Raw genomic sequence first — 14,605 nt, forward strand, 5'->3', positions numbered from 1 at the left:
CGGGGTGAGCGCCGACCCGCTGGTCCTGCAGCCCGAGCTCGAGCGCGCAACCGCCCGCCTGCTCGCCACCGTCCGCACCCTCGACGACCAGGCCCTCTCCGCGCCGTCCCGGTGCCCCGGCTGGACCCGCGGCCACGTGGTGAGCCACCTGGCCCGCAACGCCGACGCGTACGTCAACCTGCTCGAATGGGCCCGCACCGGCGTGCGCACCCCCGCCTACGCGAGCCCGCAGGCCCGCGACGCCGACATCGAGGCCGGCGCCCCGCGCCCCGCCGCCGACCAGCTCGCCGACCTCGACGCGGCGTCGTCGCGCCTGGCCGCGAAGATCGACGCCACCCCCGCCGAGGCCTGGTCCGCGACCGTCGCATTCCCCTCCGGCACCGAGGTCCTCGCCGCCCGCCTGGTCTGGGCCCGCATCTGCGAGGTCGAGCTGCACCACGTGGACCTCGACGCCGGCTACGCGCCGGCCGACTGGCCCGAGTCGTTCGCCCTGCGCCTGCTGCACGACCCGGCCACCCCGCGCGCCGCCACCCTCGTGGACCCCGACGGCGCCGTGCTGCTCACCGTCCCCTCCGCACCCATCGTCACCGGCCCGCCCCACCTGCTGGCCGCCTGGCTCTCCGGCCGGGCCGACGGCACGGGCCTGACCGGCGACCTGCCCAGCCTGGAGGCGTGGAAATGACCGGACTCGAGATCACCAAGCTGTCCGTCGGCCCGATGGACAACAACGCGTACCTCGTACGCTGCCGCACCACCGGCGACGCCCTCCTCATCGACGCCGCCAACGAGGCGCCGCGGCTGCTGGAGCTCGTCGAGCCGCAGGGCATCTTCGCGGTCGTGACCACCCACCGCCACGCCGACCACTGGATGGCGCTGCAGGAGGTCGTCGACGCGACCGGCGCCCAGTCGCTGGCCCACCCGGCGGACGCCCCGGAGATCCCGGTGGTCACGTCCACGCTGACCGAGGCCGACACGGTGCGGGTCGGCGACTGCACGCTGGAGGTCATCCACCTGGTCGGCCACACGCCGGGCTCGATCGCCCTGTACTACGCCGGCGAGGGCGGCCACCTCTTCACCGGCGACTCCCTGTTCCCCGGCGGCGTCGGCAACACCCACGGCAGCAAGGCGGACTTCGACTCGCTCTTCCACGACGTGACCACGAAGCTCTTCGACCGCCTGCCGGACGAGGTCACCTTCTATCCGGGCCACGGCAAGAACTCGACCATCGGCGCCGAACGCCCATCCCTGCCGGAGTGGCGCGCCAGGGGCTGGTAGGGACGCCGGCTGCGCAAACCGCCGGCATCTGGACGTTGAGCGGAGAGCGCGCGGCACCAACCGATGGTTTCGGCCACCGCGGGCCGGAAAGGACCGCGTCATGCCACGCCACGTCCTCATCACCGGCGCCACCGGCAAGACCGGCGCATCCGCCACGGCCACACTCCTCGACCACGGCCACCGCGTTCGCGCACTCGTTCACCGAACCGATGGCCGCGCCGACCGCCTCGCCGCGGCCGGTGCCGAGGTCGTCATCGGAGACCTCCACGACCTCGATGCCGTGACCCGGGCCACCAAGGGCATCGAAGCGGCCTACCTCACCTATCCGATCTCTCCGGGCCTGATCGAGGCCGCCGCCACGCTGATGCTGGCGGCCGAAGAGAACAACGTCGGCGCCATCGTCAACATGTCCCAGATCTCTGCCCGGCGCGACGCCGCCAGTGATGCCGCCCGGCAGCACTGGATCGCCGAACGCGTTCTTGACCACTTCAGCGGCACCGTGACCCACCTCCGGCCCACCTTCTTCGCTGAGTGGCTGATCAGTTTCTGGGACGAATCGACCAGTGAGCTCCGGCTGCCCTTCGCTGACGCACGCCATGCCCCGATAGCCGCCGAAGACGAGGGGCGGGTAATCGCCGCCATTCTCGAGAATCCCCAGCCGCACGCGGGAAAGATCTACCCGCTGTACGGCCCCGTCGAGCTCAACCACCACCAGATCGCCGAGGCGATGACCCGCACCCTGGGGCGACAGGTTACCTATGTGCCGATCGGGATTGACGAGTTCGCCGCCGAGCTCGAACGGCACGGCCTGGCGCCGCACTTCGTCCAGCACCTGACGAGTGTCGCGGTCGACTACCGCAACGGGATCTTCGCCGGAACCAACGACGTCGTCCGCACCCTGACCGGCGCCGATCCGCTCACCGTCGAGGCTTTCATCGAACGCAACAGGCAGTTCTTCGATGGTCATGCGAGCTCGAACAACCCGTAGACCAACGATCCCCGCCGGGTCCGAGCGATTGCCCGGCAAGCGGGCTGACCCGGCCGTTTCCGCGAACGACGATCCGGAGATCGTTGATGTCGCGCGGCTTCGCGGCCTCATACGTGCACCGACATCGCTCGGTGCAGCGCACCGGACCGTCACCGGCTCGTCCGGGTCACGGCAAGAACTCCACCATCCGCGCCGAGCGCCCCTCTCTGCCCGAGTGGCGCGCCCGCGGCTGGTAGCCGGTCATCTCCACAAGACATCGAGGGGTACGACCAACGCGCCCTCCTCATGCGCAAACGCAAGATCCCCGGTGTACAGGAGCACGGCGGCGGCAAGACGATCGCCGAGCCTGCTCCGTAATGCCCGGATCCCGCGCAGATCCTCGCCGTGGATACGAGTGCCGGCCTTGATCTCGAAAGCAATGACGGCGCCGTCGTCGCCCTCGAGGACAAGGTCGACCTCGTCGCCGGTCGCAGTCCGGAAATGACCTGCAGCGACCGGCGCGTCCCACCAACTGAGCTGCTTGAGAATCTCGCCCACCGCGAACGTCTCGATCAAGTGCCCGTAGTCGGTCAGAACGGCCGGGTCCGACCGTGAGATTTTCTCCGGATTCAGCCCGAGCAGCCAGGCCATCACGCCGGCGTCAACCATATGCACCTTGGGCTGACGCGCCACCCGGGAGCCCAAGGTCGTCCCCCAGGCGGGCAGGCGCTGCATCAAGAACACCGCTTCCAGTAGCCGCAGGTAGTTCTCTGCGCTGCTCTTCTCCATCCCCACCGCCTGCGCGGTCGCCGCGATGTTCAGCACCTGCCCCGACCGCGCGGCGAGCTGGCTCAGCAGGCGAGGAAGCATCTCGCGTTGCCGGACGCGACTGAGCTCGATCACGTCGCGCTCGATGACGAGATCGAGATAGTTGCTGTACCACCGCGAGCGCGACCTCCCCGGAGGACGCCGCAACGCGACAGGCATGCCCCCTGACGTCACTCGCCGGGCGTACTCTTCCCGGCTCGTCATCGAGCGCTCGAATGGGCTCGCGACGCCCGGGTCGGCGAGCAACCGATGGACGAATGGCTCCGCGTCGTTGCCGTCGATCTCCATCTGCGTGAGCGGCAATACGTCGATGATGTCGACTCGCCCCGTCAACGACTGACCGGCCTGCGGCAGCGTCGAATAGCGCGTCGATCCGGCGAGCACGAAGCGCCCTGGGCTCAGATCACGGTTGAGCTCGGCCTTGATCGCATCGAGGAGCTCGGGAACGTGCTGGAACTCGTCAAGAAAGATCGGGCCGGGTCCCTCCACGAAGCGCCCGGGGTCATTGCGGACCGCAGCACGTACGGCCGGATCGTCGCAGTCGATCACGGTTCGGCTTAGCCGCCGAGCGCACTCGCCGAGCAGGGTGCTCTTGCCGACCGTTCGTGGCCCGTTCAGGACGACGGTCGGCTCCTCGCTCAAACGATCGACGAGCACGGCCGCCAAGCGCCGCTGGGCCAGACCCGTAAGCGCACCATCCACACATCAAGCATGCCCTAGTTCCGCAATCGAGCCAAGTTTTCTTCCGCATCTGCAAGACAATTTCTTCCGCGTTTGCGAGCACCGAGCGACGGGCGCACCTCCTCGCGATCGCCTGGAGCATCACCGACGGCGAAGCGGTCGCCCGCCTGGTGGACCACCCGACGTGACGACGAAGCTCTTCGACCGCCTCGGCGACGGCATCACGTTCTACCCGGACACGGCAAGAACTCCACCATCGGCGCCGAGCGCCCCAGCCTTCCGGAGGATCTGTTCAAGCCACGTTCGCGTGGGTCGCCATGCCGGACCGGGTTTTCGGCCGCGCGACCGAGGTCCAGGCCGCCATGACGGCCCGCGGCACGCACCGCTCGGCCGGCGCGGTCGACCTGCTCCTCGCCGCCACGGCCGAACTGAGCGGACTGACCCTCGTGCACTACGACCACGACTTCGACGAGATCGTCAAGGTGACCGGCCGGCCGGCCGCATGGCTCGCCCCTCCAGGCTCCATCACCTGACAGGCGCCTCCGGTCATGCGAGCCCCCTGCACCAATGGCCGCAGCGGGTACGCGTACTCGACGGTCCGCACCTCGCGACTCCCGGGTCGCCGCGTGCCGTCTGATTGCCGCCCATGGCGGCTCGCCGCTGCGGCAAGGAGAGCCCTCGACAAATCGGACTGAGTGGCTATTTCGCGAGTTCGGAGCTTGATTAGCCCTCAATCCGCATGTATCGCACCACACGAGGGGTGGTGTTTCCGCCTGCCCGCGCCCGGGAAGGCCACGACGCGAGTTCCCAGATCCGCCGCGTACACGACCGTGATGCACACGATCCGCGGTGGCGGCCGCGCATTTCCTGCGGCCATGGGAGTCCATTCGAGTCCGGCATTCCGGACGTCCGAATCAGACGATCCGTACACAGGAAGGTATGCACAAGTCGTGAGGTTCGCAGTTAAGGCGGGCGTCTGCGTGGCGGTGGCCGCACTGGCCGTCGGGGCGTTCGCTCCGGGCGCCAACGCCCATTCGACGGACGATTGGTTCTCCGGCCTGGCGTTCATCAACAGGTTCAAGAATACCGAGGTCGTCGCATCGACCGTGCCGGCAAACGGTGACGTCAACCCGTACGGCGTGGCGGTGGTACCCGTCAGCAAGGACAAGTTGCGCGCGGGCGAGGTGCTGGTCAGCAACTTCAACAACGCCGACAACAAGCAGGGCACCGGCACGACGATCGTGCAGATCAGCCGCGAGGGCCGCGTCAGTCTCTTCGCACAGATCGACGCCGGCAAGCTGCCCGGCGATTGCCCGGGCGGGGTCGGCTTGACCACGGCGCTCGTCGTTCTCCGTACCGGCTGGGTCATCGTGGGCAGCCTGCCCACCGCGGACGGCACCTCCGCGACCGCCCAGGCCGGCTGCCTGATCGTGCTCGACAGCAAGGGCACGGTCCGCGAGACGTTCGCCGGGGACGGCATCAACGGCCCGTGGGACATGACCGCACGCGACAACGGCGCGTCGGTCGACCTCTTCGTCACGAACGTCCTCAACGGGATCGTGGGCGGCCAGCCACCGATGACGAACCAGGGAACCGTGCTGCGCCTGTCGCTGAAGGTCGACCGGAACAATCCGCCGGAGCGGCGCGCGACCACCACCATCGGCTCCGGATTCACGGAGCAGACCGACCCGAACGCGCTGATCATCGGCCCGACCGGCGTCGGCCTGGGCTGGGACGGCACCCTGTACGTGGCCGATACCGTCAACAGCCGCATCGCGGCCATCCCGAACGCGGTCCTGCGCAACAACAGCGCGGGCACCGGAAAGACCATCACGCAGGGCGGGCACCTGTCGGGTCCGCTCGGGCTGGCGATCGCCCCGAACGGCAACGTGCTCACGGTGAACGGCGGTGACGGCAACATCGTCGAGACCAACCCGCTGCTCAGGCGGCAGGTTGCGTTCCGCACCCTCGATGACCTCGGCGCCGGCGCCCTGTTCGGTCTCGCCGTCGCACCGCTCGGCCTCGGCGTCTACTTCGTCGACGACACCAACAACCAGCTTCAACTGCTGCACTGACGCGGCGCGACGCGCGCCCGCGCCGGCGAAGCGCGAACGATGCGGGCGTACCGACCGCCACGGCCGGTACGCCCGCCCCGTCCCCGGCGCCGGCCGCGCGCGATCTGGCGCCGCGCAGCAGAAGACGGTGACGCAGTATCTCGCCCAGTCGCCGGAGTCGCTGAAGAACCTCTTCGCGGACCTCGACGCGGCGCTCAATGCTTTCGGCGACGACGGTCAGCAGACGGCGACGAAGTTGTACTTCGCCTACAAGCGGCTGAAGAACTTCGCCTGCGTGGAGGTGCACCCGCGGGATCACACGCTGCTCGTGTTCGCAAAGCTGAACCCCGAGTCGATTGATCTCGAGGATGGATTCACCCGCGACGTCCGCTCAATCGGGCATTTCGGCACGGGAGATCTCGAAATCCGGATTCGGAACCGCTCGGATCTCGACCGCGCGAGCGACCTGCTGCTGCGCAGCTATCAGGTGAGCTGATACCGGCAAGCCGGACCATAGCGCCGTCGGAGGTCGGCGGCTTCGGCATACCGCAGGGTAGACTGTATGGTATGCGCACGACCACGATCAAGGTTGACGCTGCCGTGCGGGACCGACTGGCCGTTCTGGCGCGAGAGCGTGGCACCACCATGGGCGCCCTGCTGGCCGAGGCCACGGAAACCCTCGAACGGCAGATGTTCTTCGCGCGTGCCCAGGAACAGCTCGAACACCTCCAGCGAGAGGACCCGGAGGCCTGGACGACGGACCGGGCCGAGTCACGATCCTGGCAGTCCGGGACCGACCGCGACACGCTGAGCGCCGACGACGAATCCGGCTGGTGGGAGTGAGCAACGTCCGCACCGGCGAGATCTGGCTCGCCGAGCTCGATCCGACGGTCGGCCACGAGCAAGGTGGTCGACGCCCGGTTGTCGTGGTCTCCTCGAACGGGCTGCACGGATTGCCGATCAACATGGTGATCGTGGTTCCGCTCACCAGCCACGATCGCGGCTTGATCACACAGCCGAGGATCGGCGGCAGCGGCTCGGGCCTCCGCCAGGCGAGCTTCGCCCGGCCGGAGGACATGCGAGCCATCGACGCCAGTCGTCTCCAACGCCGGCTGGGCAACGTCAGCAACGACGACCTGACCGAGATCCGCAAGATAATCCGGTACTTCCTCGATCTTTGAGCATTGTTGGTCGGCCGGTGCTCCTGCCTCGGTGACCACGACCGCCGCCGGCGGTGGCTCAGTGGCGGTAGTCGCGGTGCCGCCAGAGCATCGTGGCGAGCATGGCCGGCAGCATCAGCAGGTGAGCGCCCATCATGAGCGCCGCGCCGGAGATGGCGCCCATCGCGTACGGCACGAGCAGCGCCACGAACGGCAGTACCATCGCGGCCGACATCTCGGCGATCAGCCGCCACGAGTGGCGCCGGATGCGCATCCAGGCGCCCATGCCGATGGTCATGTCCGCGGCCATCACGAGCGCGGCCGCCGCGGGGTGGTCGTCAAGACCGGGCCAGGCCCAGGACCAGAGGGGGCCGAGCAGCAGCATGCCGGCCAGCATCGAGACGACCATCTCCACGTAGTGCAGCGCGAAGCGGAGGTTCTTCCGGGCGGCCGATCGGGCCGGTGCGTGCGAGTCATGCGTCGATGTCATGCCCGAAATCGTGCGGCGGGCCGGCGGCGGACACACGTGCCAGAGGTCATGGTCGGCGGTCATGACCATCCGCAACGGCGATGGCGATCAGAACAGGCCGAGCGCGCGGGCCCGCAGGGCCGCCTGGGTGCGGTCGCGCGCGTTGAGCTTGGCCAGCACGTTCGTCACGTGGTTCTTGACGGTGCCTTCGGCGAGGAAGAGCTCGGCCGCGATCTCCCGGTTGGTCCGGCCGTCGGCGACGAGCCGGAGCACGTCCAGCTCGCGGTCGGACAGCGGCACGACGAGCGGCTGGGGCCGCGGGGGCGCGTCGGCCTCTGGCAGCTGGGCGAACCGGGCCACGACCTTGGCCGCCACCGACGGCTGCAGGACCGACTCGTCGCGGGCCGCGCCCAGCACGGCCTCGACGAGCCGGGCCGAGGACGCGTCCTTGAGCAGGTAGCCCACCGCACCCGCCCGAAGCGCGGCGAACACGTCCTCGTCGTCGTCGAACGTGGTGAGCGCGATCACCCGCACGCCCGGCTGCTCCACCCGCAGCCGGCGGGTGGCCGCGATGCCGTCGAGGACCGGCATGCGCAGGTCCATCAGGACGACGTCGGGGCGCAGCTCGGCCGCGCGGGTCAGCGCCTCGTCGCCGTTGCCGGCCTCGCCGACCACGACGATGTCGGTGCGTACCCCGAGCAGCACGGCGAGCGCCTCGCGGAACAGCGACTGGTCGTCGACGAGCAGGACGCGTACGGGCTCGGCGCTCACCCGGGGACCTCCACGCTCAGGGTCGAGCCCCGCCCGGGCTCCGACTCGATGCTCATCCGGCCGCCCGCATGCGCCGCTCGCTCGCGTACCCCCAGAAGCCCGTAACCGGCCGTCGCGGCCGCGCCCACGGCCGGGTCGAGACCGACGCCGTCGTCGCGGACCTCGAGCCGGACGGCGGCCGGGCGGGTGTAGTCAAGCCGGAGCTCGGCCCGGGTCGCGTCCGCGTGCTTGCGGACGTTCGTGAGGCCTTCCTGCGCGGCCCGGTAGAGCGACTCCTCGGCGCCGGCGGGCAGGGGCCGCGCCGCCCCGGACACGCCCAGGCTGGTCGGTACGCCGGCGGCCGAGGCCTCGTCGGCCAGGGCGCGCAGTGCCTCGGACAGCGGCACCGGCGGCCGGGGCTCGCGCAGCGCGCCGACCGACCGCCGGACCTCGGCGAGCGCCTTCTCGGCCTGCCGCTCAGCCTTCTCCAGTACGGCGTCGGCCCGCTCCGGGTCCTGCTCCAGCACCGCCCGGGCCGCCTTCACCTGCATCTGCACGACGGTGAGGGAGTGCCCGAGCCCGTCGTGGATGTCGCGCGCCACGCGGTTGCGCTCCTGCGCCGCGGCGAGCCGCTCGGCCTGCAGCGCGTACTCCCGCAGGCGCATGCGCGCTTCCTGCTCGCGGACGAACAGGTGGGTGAGCACCGCGGCGAACACGGCCGCGGCGAGCATACCCAGCCCTTCGCGCAGCCCGTCGCGCCACGCCATGCCCAGGTGCGCGAGCGGGACGAGGCAGACGACCACCGCCGCGCCGCGCAGCGAGAGCAGCAGGACCGTCTGGCTCACGAGCACGAGCAGCAGCAGTACGGCGCCCACCGTCGCTGCGGACAGTACGAAGACGACGTAGCCGAGCGCCAGCTGGAGCGCGACGTAGGCGGTAGCCGGCCACCGCCGCCCGCGGCGCCGCACCCATCCGAAGCCGATCGTCGCGAGGGCGAGGTACACCAGGCCGGCGATGAGCGCCGCGACCGGCCGCTCGGCGCCGGACACACCGACGACGAGCGTCAGGAACGCGGCCACGGTCAGCGCGTCGAGGGCCCGATGCACGCCCCTAACTGTGGCGCTCCCTCGTCCGCAGGTCAAAGCCGCCGGCGTACGCCGGGCGGGCCTGACCGATACATTGCAGGCCATGACACTGCCGGCGAAGCCCGTGTACCTCCTGGACTTTCTGCCCGACGACTGGCGCGAGGCGGTCACGCCGTACGTCGACGCCGACGTCGTGGCGGCGCTGTCCTCGTTCGTCGTCGAGGAGTACCGGTCCGGTGCGGTGTATCCGCGCAAGCAGGACATCTTCGCCGCCTACCGGCTGTGCCCGCTCGCCGCCACCCGGGTTCTGATCCTCGGGCAGGACCCCTACGTGGGGCCGGGGCAGGCCCACGGGCTGAGCTTCAGCGTGCCGCCGGGCGTCGCGGTGCCGCCGTCGCTGCGCAACGTGTACCGGGAGATGCGCGACGACCTGGGGGTCGACCCGCCGCCGTCCGGCGACCTGACCGCCTGGTGCCGGCAGGGAGTCATGCTGCTCAACGCGGTGCTGACCGTCCGCGCCGGCACCCCGAACTCGCACAAGGGGCGCGGCTGGGAGAACGTCACCGACGCCACGATCCGGGCGCTGAACGCGAAGGCGGAGCGGGTGGTGTTCGTGCTGTGGGGCGCGGCGGCGAAGGCGAAGGCGCCGCTGGTGACGAACGACCGGCATGTCGTACTGCGGGCGGGCCACCCCAGCCCGATGAACCCGGCCGGGTTCATCGGCAGCCGGCCGTTCAGCCGGATCAACGCGGCCCTCACGGCGACCGGAGCCCTGCCGGTGCGTTGGTCACCGGCGATGCCGCGACACTGACGAAGCCACCGCACGATGCAACATCAGCGTCCGTACCGTGGGCAGTGTGACCGACCCGAAACCAGGCCTGAACACCGAGGAGCTGGCGGCCTACTTCGCCCTGATGGAGGTCAGCAGCCTGCTGCAGTACGCCGTCGACGAGCACCTGCGCGCCGACGGCGACCTCAGCTACGTACAGTTCCAGATCCTCGCCCGCCTGGTGGACGCGCCCGGGGGCAGGATCCGGATGACCGATCTGGCCGACGGCGTGGTGTACAGCCGCAGCGGGCTCACCTACCAGGCGGGCCTGCTGGACAAGCGCGGCCTCATCACCCGCTCGCCGTCGCCCGACGACGAGCGCAGCGTCATCGTCGCCGTCACCGACGCCGGCCGTGACCTGGTCGCCCGGGTGCTGCCGGGCCACGTGGACAGCGTCCGGCGCCTGCTGCTCGACGCACTGTCCGACGGCGACCTCGCCACGCTCGGCGACGTGCTCGGCCGCGTCCGCGAACACATGCGCGCCGCACCGCCGCGCTCGGCCCGGCCCCGTCCCCCGGCCCGGCGAGGCTGACGCGGCGGCGACGGCGCGCCCTGGGTCAGGCGGTCGGCGCGACGACGACGACCTTGCCGGGCAGCGCGCCCACGGCCGCCGCGGCGTGGACCGCCGGCAGCTGCGCCAGCGGTACCCGCTGCGCGACGTCGATGCGCAGCTCGCCGCGGTCGACCAGCGCCACCAGCCGCGACAACCGTCCGGCGTCGCTGCGGACGTAGACGTTGACGCCGCGCACGCCGCGCGCCTCGTCGGCGGGGGCGGGCATCCACACCGTCGTGTTCACCACGACACCGCCCGGACGGACCAGGGCGGCCAGCGCGGCCAGCTTCGCCGGGTCGACCGGCGCGAGGTTGAGCAGCACGTCGACCGGCTCCGTCACCGCCGCGGCCACCTCGGTGGTGGTGTGGTCGACGACCTCGTCGGCGCCCGCCGCCCGGACGCGCTCGCCGCTGCGCGGGCCGGCCGTGGCGATCACGTGCGCACCGGCGAGCTTGGCCAGCTGCACGGCGTAGCCGCCGACGGCCCCGCCCGCGCCGTTGATCAGCACGCGCTGCCCGGCCGCCAGCCCGCCGTCGTCGAAGAGCGCCTGCTCCGCGGTGAGCGCCACCGACGGCAGCGCGGCGGCGTCGGCCAGCGGGACGCTCGTGGGCGCCGGGGTCAGGACCTCGGCCGGCGCGACGACGTACTCGGCGGCCGCGCCGTCCGCCACCATCGGCAGGAACCCGATGACCTCGTCGCCGACCTTGATGCCGTCCACGCCCTCGCCCAGCGCGTCGACCGTCCCGGCGACGTCGATGCCGGGGATGTGCGGCAGCACCACCGGGAACGCCTCGCGTAGATGGCCTCCGCGGATGCCGTCGTCGACGGGGTTGAACGCCGTCGCGGCGACCCGGATCCGCACCTGCCCGGCACCGGGGACGGGCTGCTCCACATCCTCGTACCGCAGGACGCCGGCGTCGCCGAACTCGTGGAAACGCACTGCCTTCATGGTGAGCCTGCTTTCGATCGGCAAGATGCTTCAAATTTGAAGCACACCGCTCACAACATGCTGCGACTTCGAAGCAATCCCGCCCGGCCCGTGACCCGCGCCACAGTGCTTCGAATTCGAACGATGTCGCCTGAGCCGCTTGGCCGCCTGAGACCGGGCGGCCGAGCGGCTCAGGCGGCGCGGGTGATCACGTCGTGCATGCGGCGGCGGGCCAGCTCCATGCGGATGCGCCGGTCGCTGCGCGGGTCCGTCATGGTCGGCACGATGGGCTCGCCGATGACGATCACCATCGTGGGCTTGCGGCGGAACAGGCGGCCCAGGCCGGTCGGCGGGGTGAAGCGGATCGACAGCGGCAGCACCGGCACGCGCGCCTGGGCCGCCAGATGGAAGGCGCCGCGCTTGAAGTCGCGCAGGCTGGTGTCGTACGGCTTCAGCTCCCCCTCCGGGAAGAAGTGCACGACCCGGCCCTGCGCGAGGAAGAGCTCCATCTCCGTGAAGAACTCCGGCAGCCCGGCCGGCGTGCGGGGCACGGCGACGCCGCCCAGCAGGCGCACCAGGCCGCCGTACAGCCGGTTGTCGAGGTTCATCGGGGCCGCCGTGAACACGGGGCGGCGGGGGAACAGCGCGAGGCCGACGAGGACGCTGTCGAGCAGATGCACGTGGTTGCACACGGTGAGCACGCCGCCGGAGCGCGGGAGGCGGCGGCCGCCCTCGGTGCGCACGCCGAGGATGACGCGGGTCCACAGGAACAGCAGCGGCACCGCGACCGCATAGTAGAAGGCGTTCGACAGCAGGCGGTAGACGCGGCCGGAGTACCCGGCGGGGGGCTGCGGCTTGCGCCCGGCCCGCGCGTACACCCGCTCGATCGCCGGCACGCTGCGCTCCACGCGGTACAGCTCGGCGTAGCGCGCGTACGCCTCCGACGCCGCCGCGAGGCCGGCCGGGTCGTCGATCCAGGCGTCGATGCGCTCGGCGAGCGAGGCCGGGTCGCCGGCCCGGAACAGGTTGCCCGGGCCGAGCGCGAACTGGCCGGTGGCGCTGCGCCGGCTGTCGGAGATCACCGGCACGAGGCCGCACGAGAACGCCTCCATGCACGACACGCCCTCGATCTCGACGTCGGAGGCGTGGACGTACAGGTCGCAGCGCCGGATGAGCTCGGCCAGCTCCTCCTGCGAGTGCCAGCCGAACACGGCCGGGTTCGGCAGCTTCGCGGCCATCCGGCGCAGGCGCTGCTCCCGTGGGCCGTGCCCGGCGAAGTACAGCTGGATGTCGGCCGCGTGCCGCGAGCGCCGCACGGCCCGGATCAGCACGTCCTGCCGCTTCTCCGGCGACAGCCGCCCCACCATGAGAATCCGGAACGGCCCTTCGCGCCGCCGTCGCGGGCCGGGCCGGAAGCCGCTGCCGACGCCGTTGGAGATGACGTGCAGGCGGGCGCGGTACCCGTGCTGGCGCAGCTGCGCCGCGATGAACGTCGACGGGCAGTGGATGTCGGTGAACCGCCCGTAGAAGGCGATGCGCAGCAGGAGGTAGACCAGGTGCGCGGCCGGCGGGAACCAGCCCAGCCCGATGTTGTACGTGATGTTCTCGGGCTGGATGTGGAAGGCCGCGATGGCCGGCACCCCGAGCCGGCGCGCGATGCGCTGCGCCGCCCGCCCGAGCGCCCACGGCTGGTAGATGTGCACGACGTCGGCCCCGCGGATCGCGTCGGCGAGCACGTCGCGCACCGGCTTGGCGAACACGGTGTTCTGCCGGTGCGCGAACCGGCTGGCGATCGGCACGACCAGCTCCGGCACCCAGTACATCCGCGGGCCGCCGGGGGCCTCCTGACCGGCCGGCTCGCCGCACGCGACCACGCGGACGGTGTGCCCCCGCGCGATGAGCGCGTCGGCGAACCGGGTGGCCGAGATCGTGGTCCCGTTGTTGCCGACGTTGAACGTGTCGATGACCAAGGTGATGACCATCAGCGCCCCGCGGCCCCGCCGACAACCATGCGGACACCCCCGACCCGAACAGTGATCAGTAAGCTTTCCAACACGTGACGACCGGTCAATCTTCCCGGGCCGGTCTTCTCCCGGTAAAGCCGTTCGCCGGCGAAGCTGTCCGTCAGAAGGAGACATGACCTTCACGAGCGCTGCCGACCTGGCCCACCGGCTCGACGAGGCGGCCGGCTACCTGGCCGAGCCGGGGCTGGCGGCGGCGGCCTACCTGGCGTACCGCGGCCGCCGCCCGTTGCTGCTCGAGGGCGCTCCCGGCGTCGGCAAGACCGCGTTCGCGGGGGCGATGGCCAAGGTGCTGGGGACCCGGGTCGAGCGGGTGCAGTGCCACGCGGGGCTCGACGCCGAGCGGGTCCTCTACGACTGGAACTACGCCGCCCAGATGCTGGCGCTGCGCGCGGCCGGGGAGGGCGACCACTCCGACCGGCTGCCGCAGCTGTGGGACGAGAAGTACCTCATCGCGCGGCCCATCCTCAGCGCGGTGCGCGACGGCCCGGCCGTGCTGCTCATCGACGAGTTCGACCGGGCCGAGGACGAGTTCGAGGCGCTGCTGCTGCAGGTCCTGGACACGTTCGAGGTCACCGTCCCGGAGCTCGGCACGTTCACCGCGCAGCACCCGCCGTTCGTGGTGCTGACCTCGAACCGCACCCGCGAGGCCCACGACGCCATCAAGCGGCGCTGCTTCTACCACTGGATCCGGCACCCGGCGCCCGCGCGGGAGGCGGAGATCCTGCGCCGGCACGTGCTCGGGCTCTCGCCCGAGCTGGCCGGCGAGATCGCCGGGGCGATGGCGCAGCTGCGCCGGCTGGAGCTGGCCAAGCCGCCGAGCCTGGCCGAGGCGATCGACTTCGCGCGGGCGGTGACCGACCTCGGCGCCACCGACGGGATGGGCGACGTGGCCGAGGCCGCGCTCGGCACGCTGGTCAAGCAGCACGAGGACGAGGAGGCGGTGCGCACGGTCCTGGTGCCGCAGCAGCGCCGGCCATGACCGGTCCGGAGCGGAGCGGAGGG

17 protein-coding genes are annotated in these 14,605 nt (G+C 71.2%); 11 read left to right on the plus strand and 6 right to left on the minus strand.

Features of this window, described 5'->3' with window-relative positions; translation table 11 throughout:
- Positions 1-4 precede the first annotated feature (4 nt).
- The 3 genes from ACQEVU_RS40590 to ACQEVU_RS40600 all read left to right on the plus strand — a co-directional run bounded on the left by ACQEVU_RS40590 (position 5) and on the right by ACQEVU_RS40600 (position 2,263).
- Entirely contained in the window at positions 5-682 is a 678-nt protein-coding gene (locus tag ACQEVU_RS40590) for a maleylpyruvate isomerase N-terminal domain-containing protein (protein ID WP_433333338.1), read from the plus strand.
- Positions 679-1,275, plus strand: coding sequence for an MBL fold metallo-hydrolase (locus ACQEVU_RS40595; protein ID WP_433333340.1), 597 nt, complete (start codon positions 679-681; stop codon positions 1,273-1,275). Before ACQEVU_RS40590 ends, ACQEVU_RS40595 begins: the two co-directional genes overlap by 4 nt.
- Positions 1,276-1,375: 100 nt before the next feature.
- A complete protein-coding gene (locus tag ACQEVU_RS40600; protein WP_433333342.1) occupies positions 1,376-2,263 on the plus strand; it encodes an NmrA family NAD(P)-binding protein in 888 nt (295 codons plus the stop codon).
- A 240-nt stretch (positions 2,264-2,503) separates the two neighbouring features.
- Here the strand turns inward: ACQEVU_RS40600 and ACQEVU_RS40605 are convergent, their stop codons facing one another.
- Complete coding sequence (locus ACQEVU_RS40605; RefSeq protein WP_433333344.1) at positions 2,504-3,772, minus strand: ATP-binding protein; 1,269 nt, start codon at positions 3,770-3,772, stop codon at positions 2,504-2,506.
- Positions 3,773-4,068: 296 nt separating this feature from the next.
- On the opposite strand from ACQEVU_RS40605, the gene ACQEVU_RS40610 reads away from it, so the two are divergent.
- The 5 genes from ACQEVU_RS40610 (at position 4,069) to ACQEVU_RS40630 (ending at position 6,986) form a co-directional block, all read left to right on the plus strand.
- The gene (locus ACQEVU_RS40610) at positions 4,069-4,284 is read left to right on the plus strand and encodes a PIN domain-containing protein (protein WP_433333346.1); all 216 of its coding nucleotides are present in this window, start codon (positions 4,069-4,071) and stop codon (positions 4,282-4,284) included.
- Between the two features lie 300 nt (positions 4,285-4,584).
- Entirely contained in the window at positions 4,585-5,826 is a 1,242-nt protein-coding gene (locus ACQEVU_RS40615; RefSeq protein WP_433333348.1) for a hypothetical protein, read from the plus strand.
- Positions 5,827-5,953: 127 nt separating this feature from the next.
- Positions 5,954-6,301 carry a DUF5655 domain-containing protein gene (locus ACQEVU_RS40620; RefSeq protein ID WP_433333350.1) on the plus strand — a complete coding sequence of 116 codons (348 nt, stop codon included), beginning with the start codon at positions 5,954-5,956 and terminating at the stop codon, positions 6,299-6,301.
- Positions 6,302-6,372: 71 nt separating this feature from the next.
- On the plus strand, positions 6,373-6,648 hold the full coding sequence (locus ACQEVU_RS40625) for a hypothetical protein (protein ID WP_433333352.1): 276 nt from the start codon (positions 6,373-6,375) through the stop codon (positions 6,646-6,648).
- A complete protein-coding gene (locus ACQEVU_RS40630) occupies positions 6,645-6,986 on the plus strand; it encodes a type II toxin-antitoxin system PemK/MazF family toxin (protein WP_433333354.1) in 342 nt (113 codons plus the stop codon). Before ACQEVU_RS40625 ends, ACQEVU_RS40630 begins: the two co-directional genes overlap by 4 nt.
- Before the next feature lie 58 nt (positions 6,987-7,044).
- Here the strand turns inward: ACQEVU_RS40630 and ACQEVU_RS40635 are convergent, their stop codons facing one another.
- The 3 genes from ACQEVU_RS40635 to ACQEVU_RS40645 form a co-directional block, all read right to left on the minus strand.
- The gene (locus ACQEVU_RS40635) at positions 7,045-7,455 is read right to left on the minus strand and encodes a hypothetical protein (RefSeq protein ID WP_433333356.1); all 411 of its coding nucleotides are present in this window, start codon (positions 7,453-7,455) and stop codon (positions 7,045-7,047) included.
- 87 nt (positions 7,456-7,542) lie between these two features.
- A complete protein-coding gene (locus tag ACQEVU_RS40640) occupies positions 7,543-8,205 on the minus strand; it encodes a response regulator (RefSeq protein ID WP_433333358.1) in 663 nt (220 codons plus the stop codon).
- A complete protein-coding gene (locus ACQEVU_RS40645) occupies positions 8,202-9,290 on the minus strand; it encodes a sensor histidine kinase (RefSeq protein ID WP_433333360.1) in 1,089 nt (362 codons plus the stop codon). The genes ACQEVU_RS40640 and ACQEVU_RS40645 overlap by 4 nt, the downstream gene beginning before the upstream one ends.
- Positions 9,291-9,372: 82 nt before the next feature.
- Between ACQEVU_RS40645 and ACQEVU_RS40650 the strand changes: the two genes are divergently transcribed.
- Together ACQEVU_RS40650 and ACQEVU_RS40655 are read left to right on the plus strand one after the other, a co-directional pair.
- Complete coding sequence (locus ACQEVU_RS40650) at positions 9,373-10,080, plus strand: uracil-DNA glycosylase (protein ID WP_433333362.1); 708 nt, start codon at positions 9,373-9,375, stop codon at positions 10,078-10,080.
- Positions 10,081-10,126: 46 nt separating this feature from the next.
- Positions 10,127-10,630 carry a MarR family winged helix-turn-helix transcriptional regulator gene (locus ACQEVU_RS40655; protein WP_433333364.1) on the plus strand — a complete coding sequence of 168 codons (504 nt, stop codon included), beginning with the start codon at positions 10,127-10,129 and terminating at the stop codon, positions 10,628-10,630.
- A gap of 25 nt (positions 10,631-10,655) precedes the next feature.
- Here the strand turns inward: ACQEVU_RS40655 and ACQEVU_RS40660 are convergent, their stop codons facing one another.
- Positions 10,656-11,600, minus strand: coding sequence for an NADP-dependent oxidoreductase (locus ACQEVU_RS40660; RefSeq protein ID WP_433333366.1), 945 nt, complete (start codon positions 11,598-11,600; stop codon positions 10,656-10,658).
- 170 nt (positions 11,601-11,770) lie between these two features.
- The gene (locus ACQEVU_RS40665; protein ID WP_433333368.1) at positions 11,771-13,561 is read right to left on the minus strand and encodes a glycosyltransferase; all 1,791 of its coding nucleotides are present in this window, start codon (positions 13,559-13,561) and stop codon (positions 11,771-11,773) included.
- 154 nt (positions 13,562-13,715) lie between these two features.
- Here ACQEVU_RS40665 and ACQEVU_RS40670 point away from each other — a divergent pair, with 154 nt between their 5' ends.
- Positions 13,716-14,582, plus strand: coding sequence for an AAA family ATPase (locus tag ACQEVU_RS40670; protein ID WP_433333370.1), 867 nt, complete (start codon positions 13,716-13,718; stop codon positions 14,580-14,582).
- The last annotated feature ends 23 nt before the right edge of the window (positions 14,583-14,605 follow it).

Origin of the sequence: Dactylosporangium sp. CA-139066 (genome assembly GCF_050936175.1) — a bacterium.
Taxonomy (GTDB): domain Bacteria; phylum Actinomycetota; class Actinomycetes; order Mycobacteriales; family Micromonosporaceae; genus Dactylosporangium.

Bases quoted from the DNA above. Each gene is read 5' to 3' on its own strand.
- ACQEVU_RS40610 (WP_433333346.1), top strand. From the start codon at position 4,069: ATGCCGGACCGGGTTTTCGGCCGCGCGACCGAGGTCCAGGCCGCCATG.
- ACQEVU_RS40615 (WP_433333348.1), top strand. From the start codon at position 4,585: ATGCACACGATCCGCGGTGGCGGCCGCGCATTTCCTGCGGCCATGGGA.
- ACQEVU_RS40670 (WP_433333370.1), top strand. From the start codon at position 13,716: ATGACCTTCACGAGCGCTGCCGACCTGGCCCACCGGCTCGACGAGGCG.
- ACQEVU_RS40600 (WP_433333342.1), top strand. From the start codon at position 1,376: ATGCCACGCCACGTCCTCATCACCGGCGCCACCGGCAAGACCGGCGCA.
- ACQEVU_RS40665 (WP_433333368.1), bottom strand. From the start codon at position 13,561: ATGGTCATCACCTTGGTCATCGACACGTTCAACGTCGGCAACAACGGG.
- ACQEVU_RS40650 (WP_433333362.1), top strand. From the start codon at position 9,373: ATGACACTGCCGGCGAAGCCCGTGTACCTCCTGGACTTTCTGCCCGAC.
- ACQEVU_RS40595 (WP_433333340.1), top strand. From the start codon at position 679: ATGACCGGACTCGAGATCACCAAGCTGTCCGTCGGCCCGATGGACAAC.
- ACQEVU_RS40635 (WP_433333356.1), bottom strand. From the start codon at position 7,455: ATGACATCGACGCATGACTCGCACGCACCGGCCCGATCGGCCGCCCGG.
- ACQEVU_RS40660 (WP_433333366.1), bottom strand. From the start codon at position 11,600: ATGAAGGCAGTGCGTTTCCACGAGTTCGGCGACGCCGGCGTCCTGCGG.
- ACQEVU_RS40625 (WP_433333352.1), top strand. From the start codon at position 6,373: ATGCGCACGACCACGATCAAGGTTGACGCTGCCGTGCGGGACCGACTG.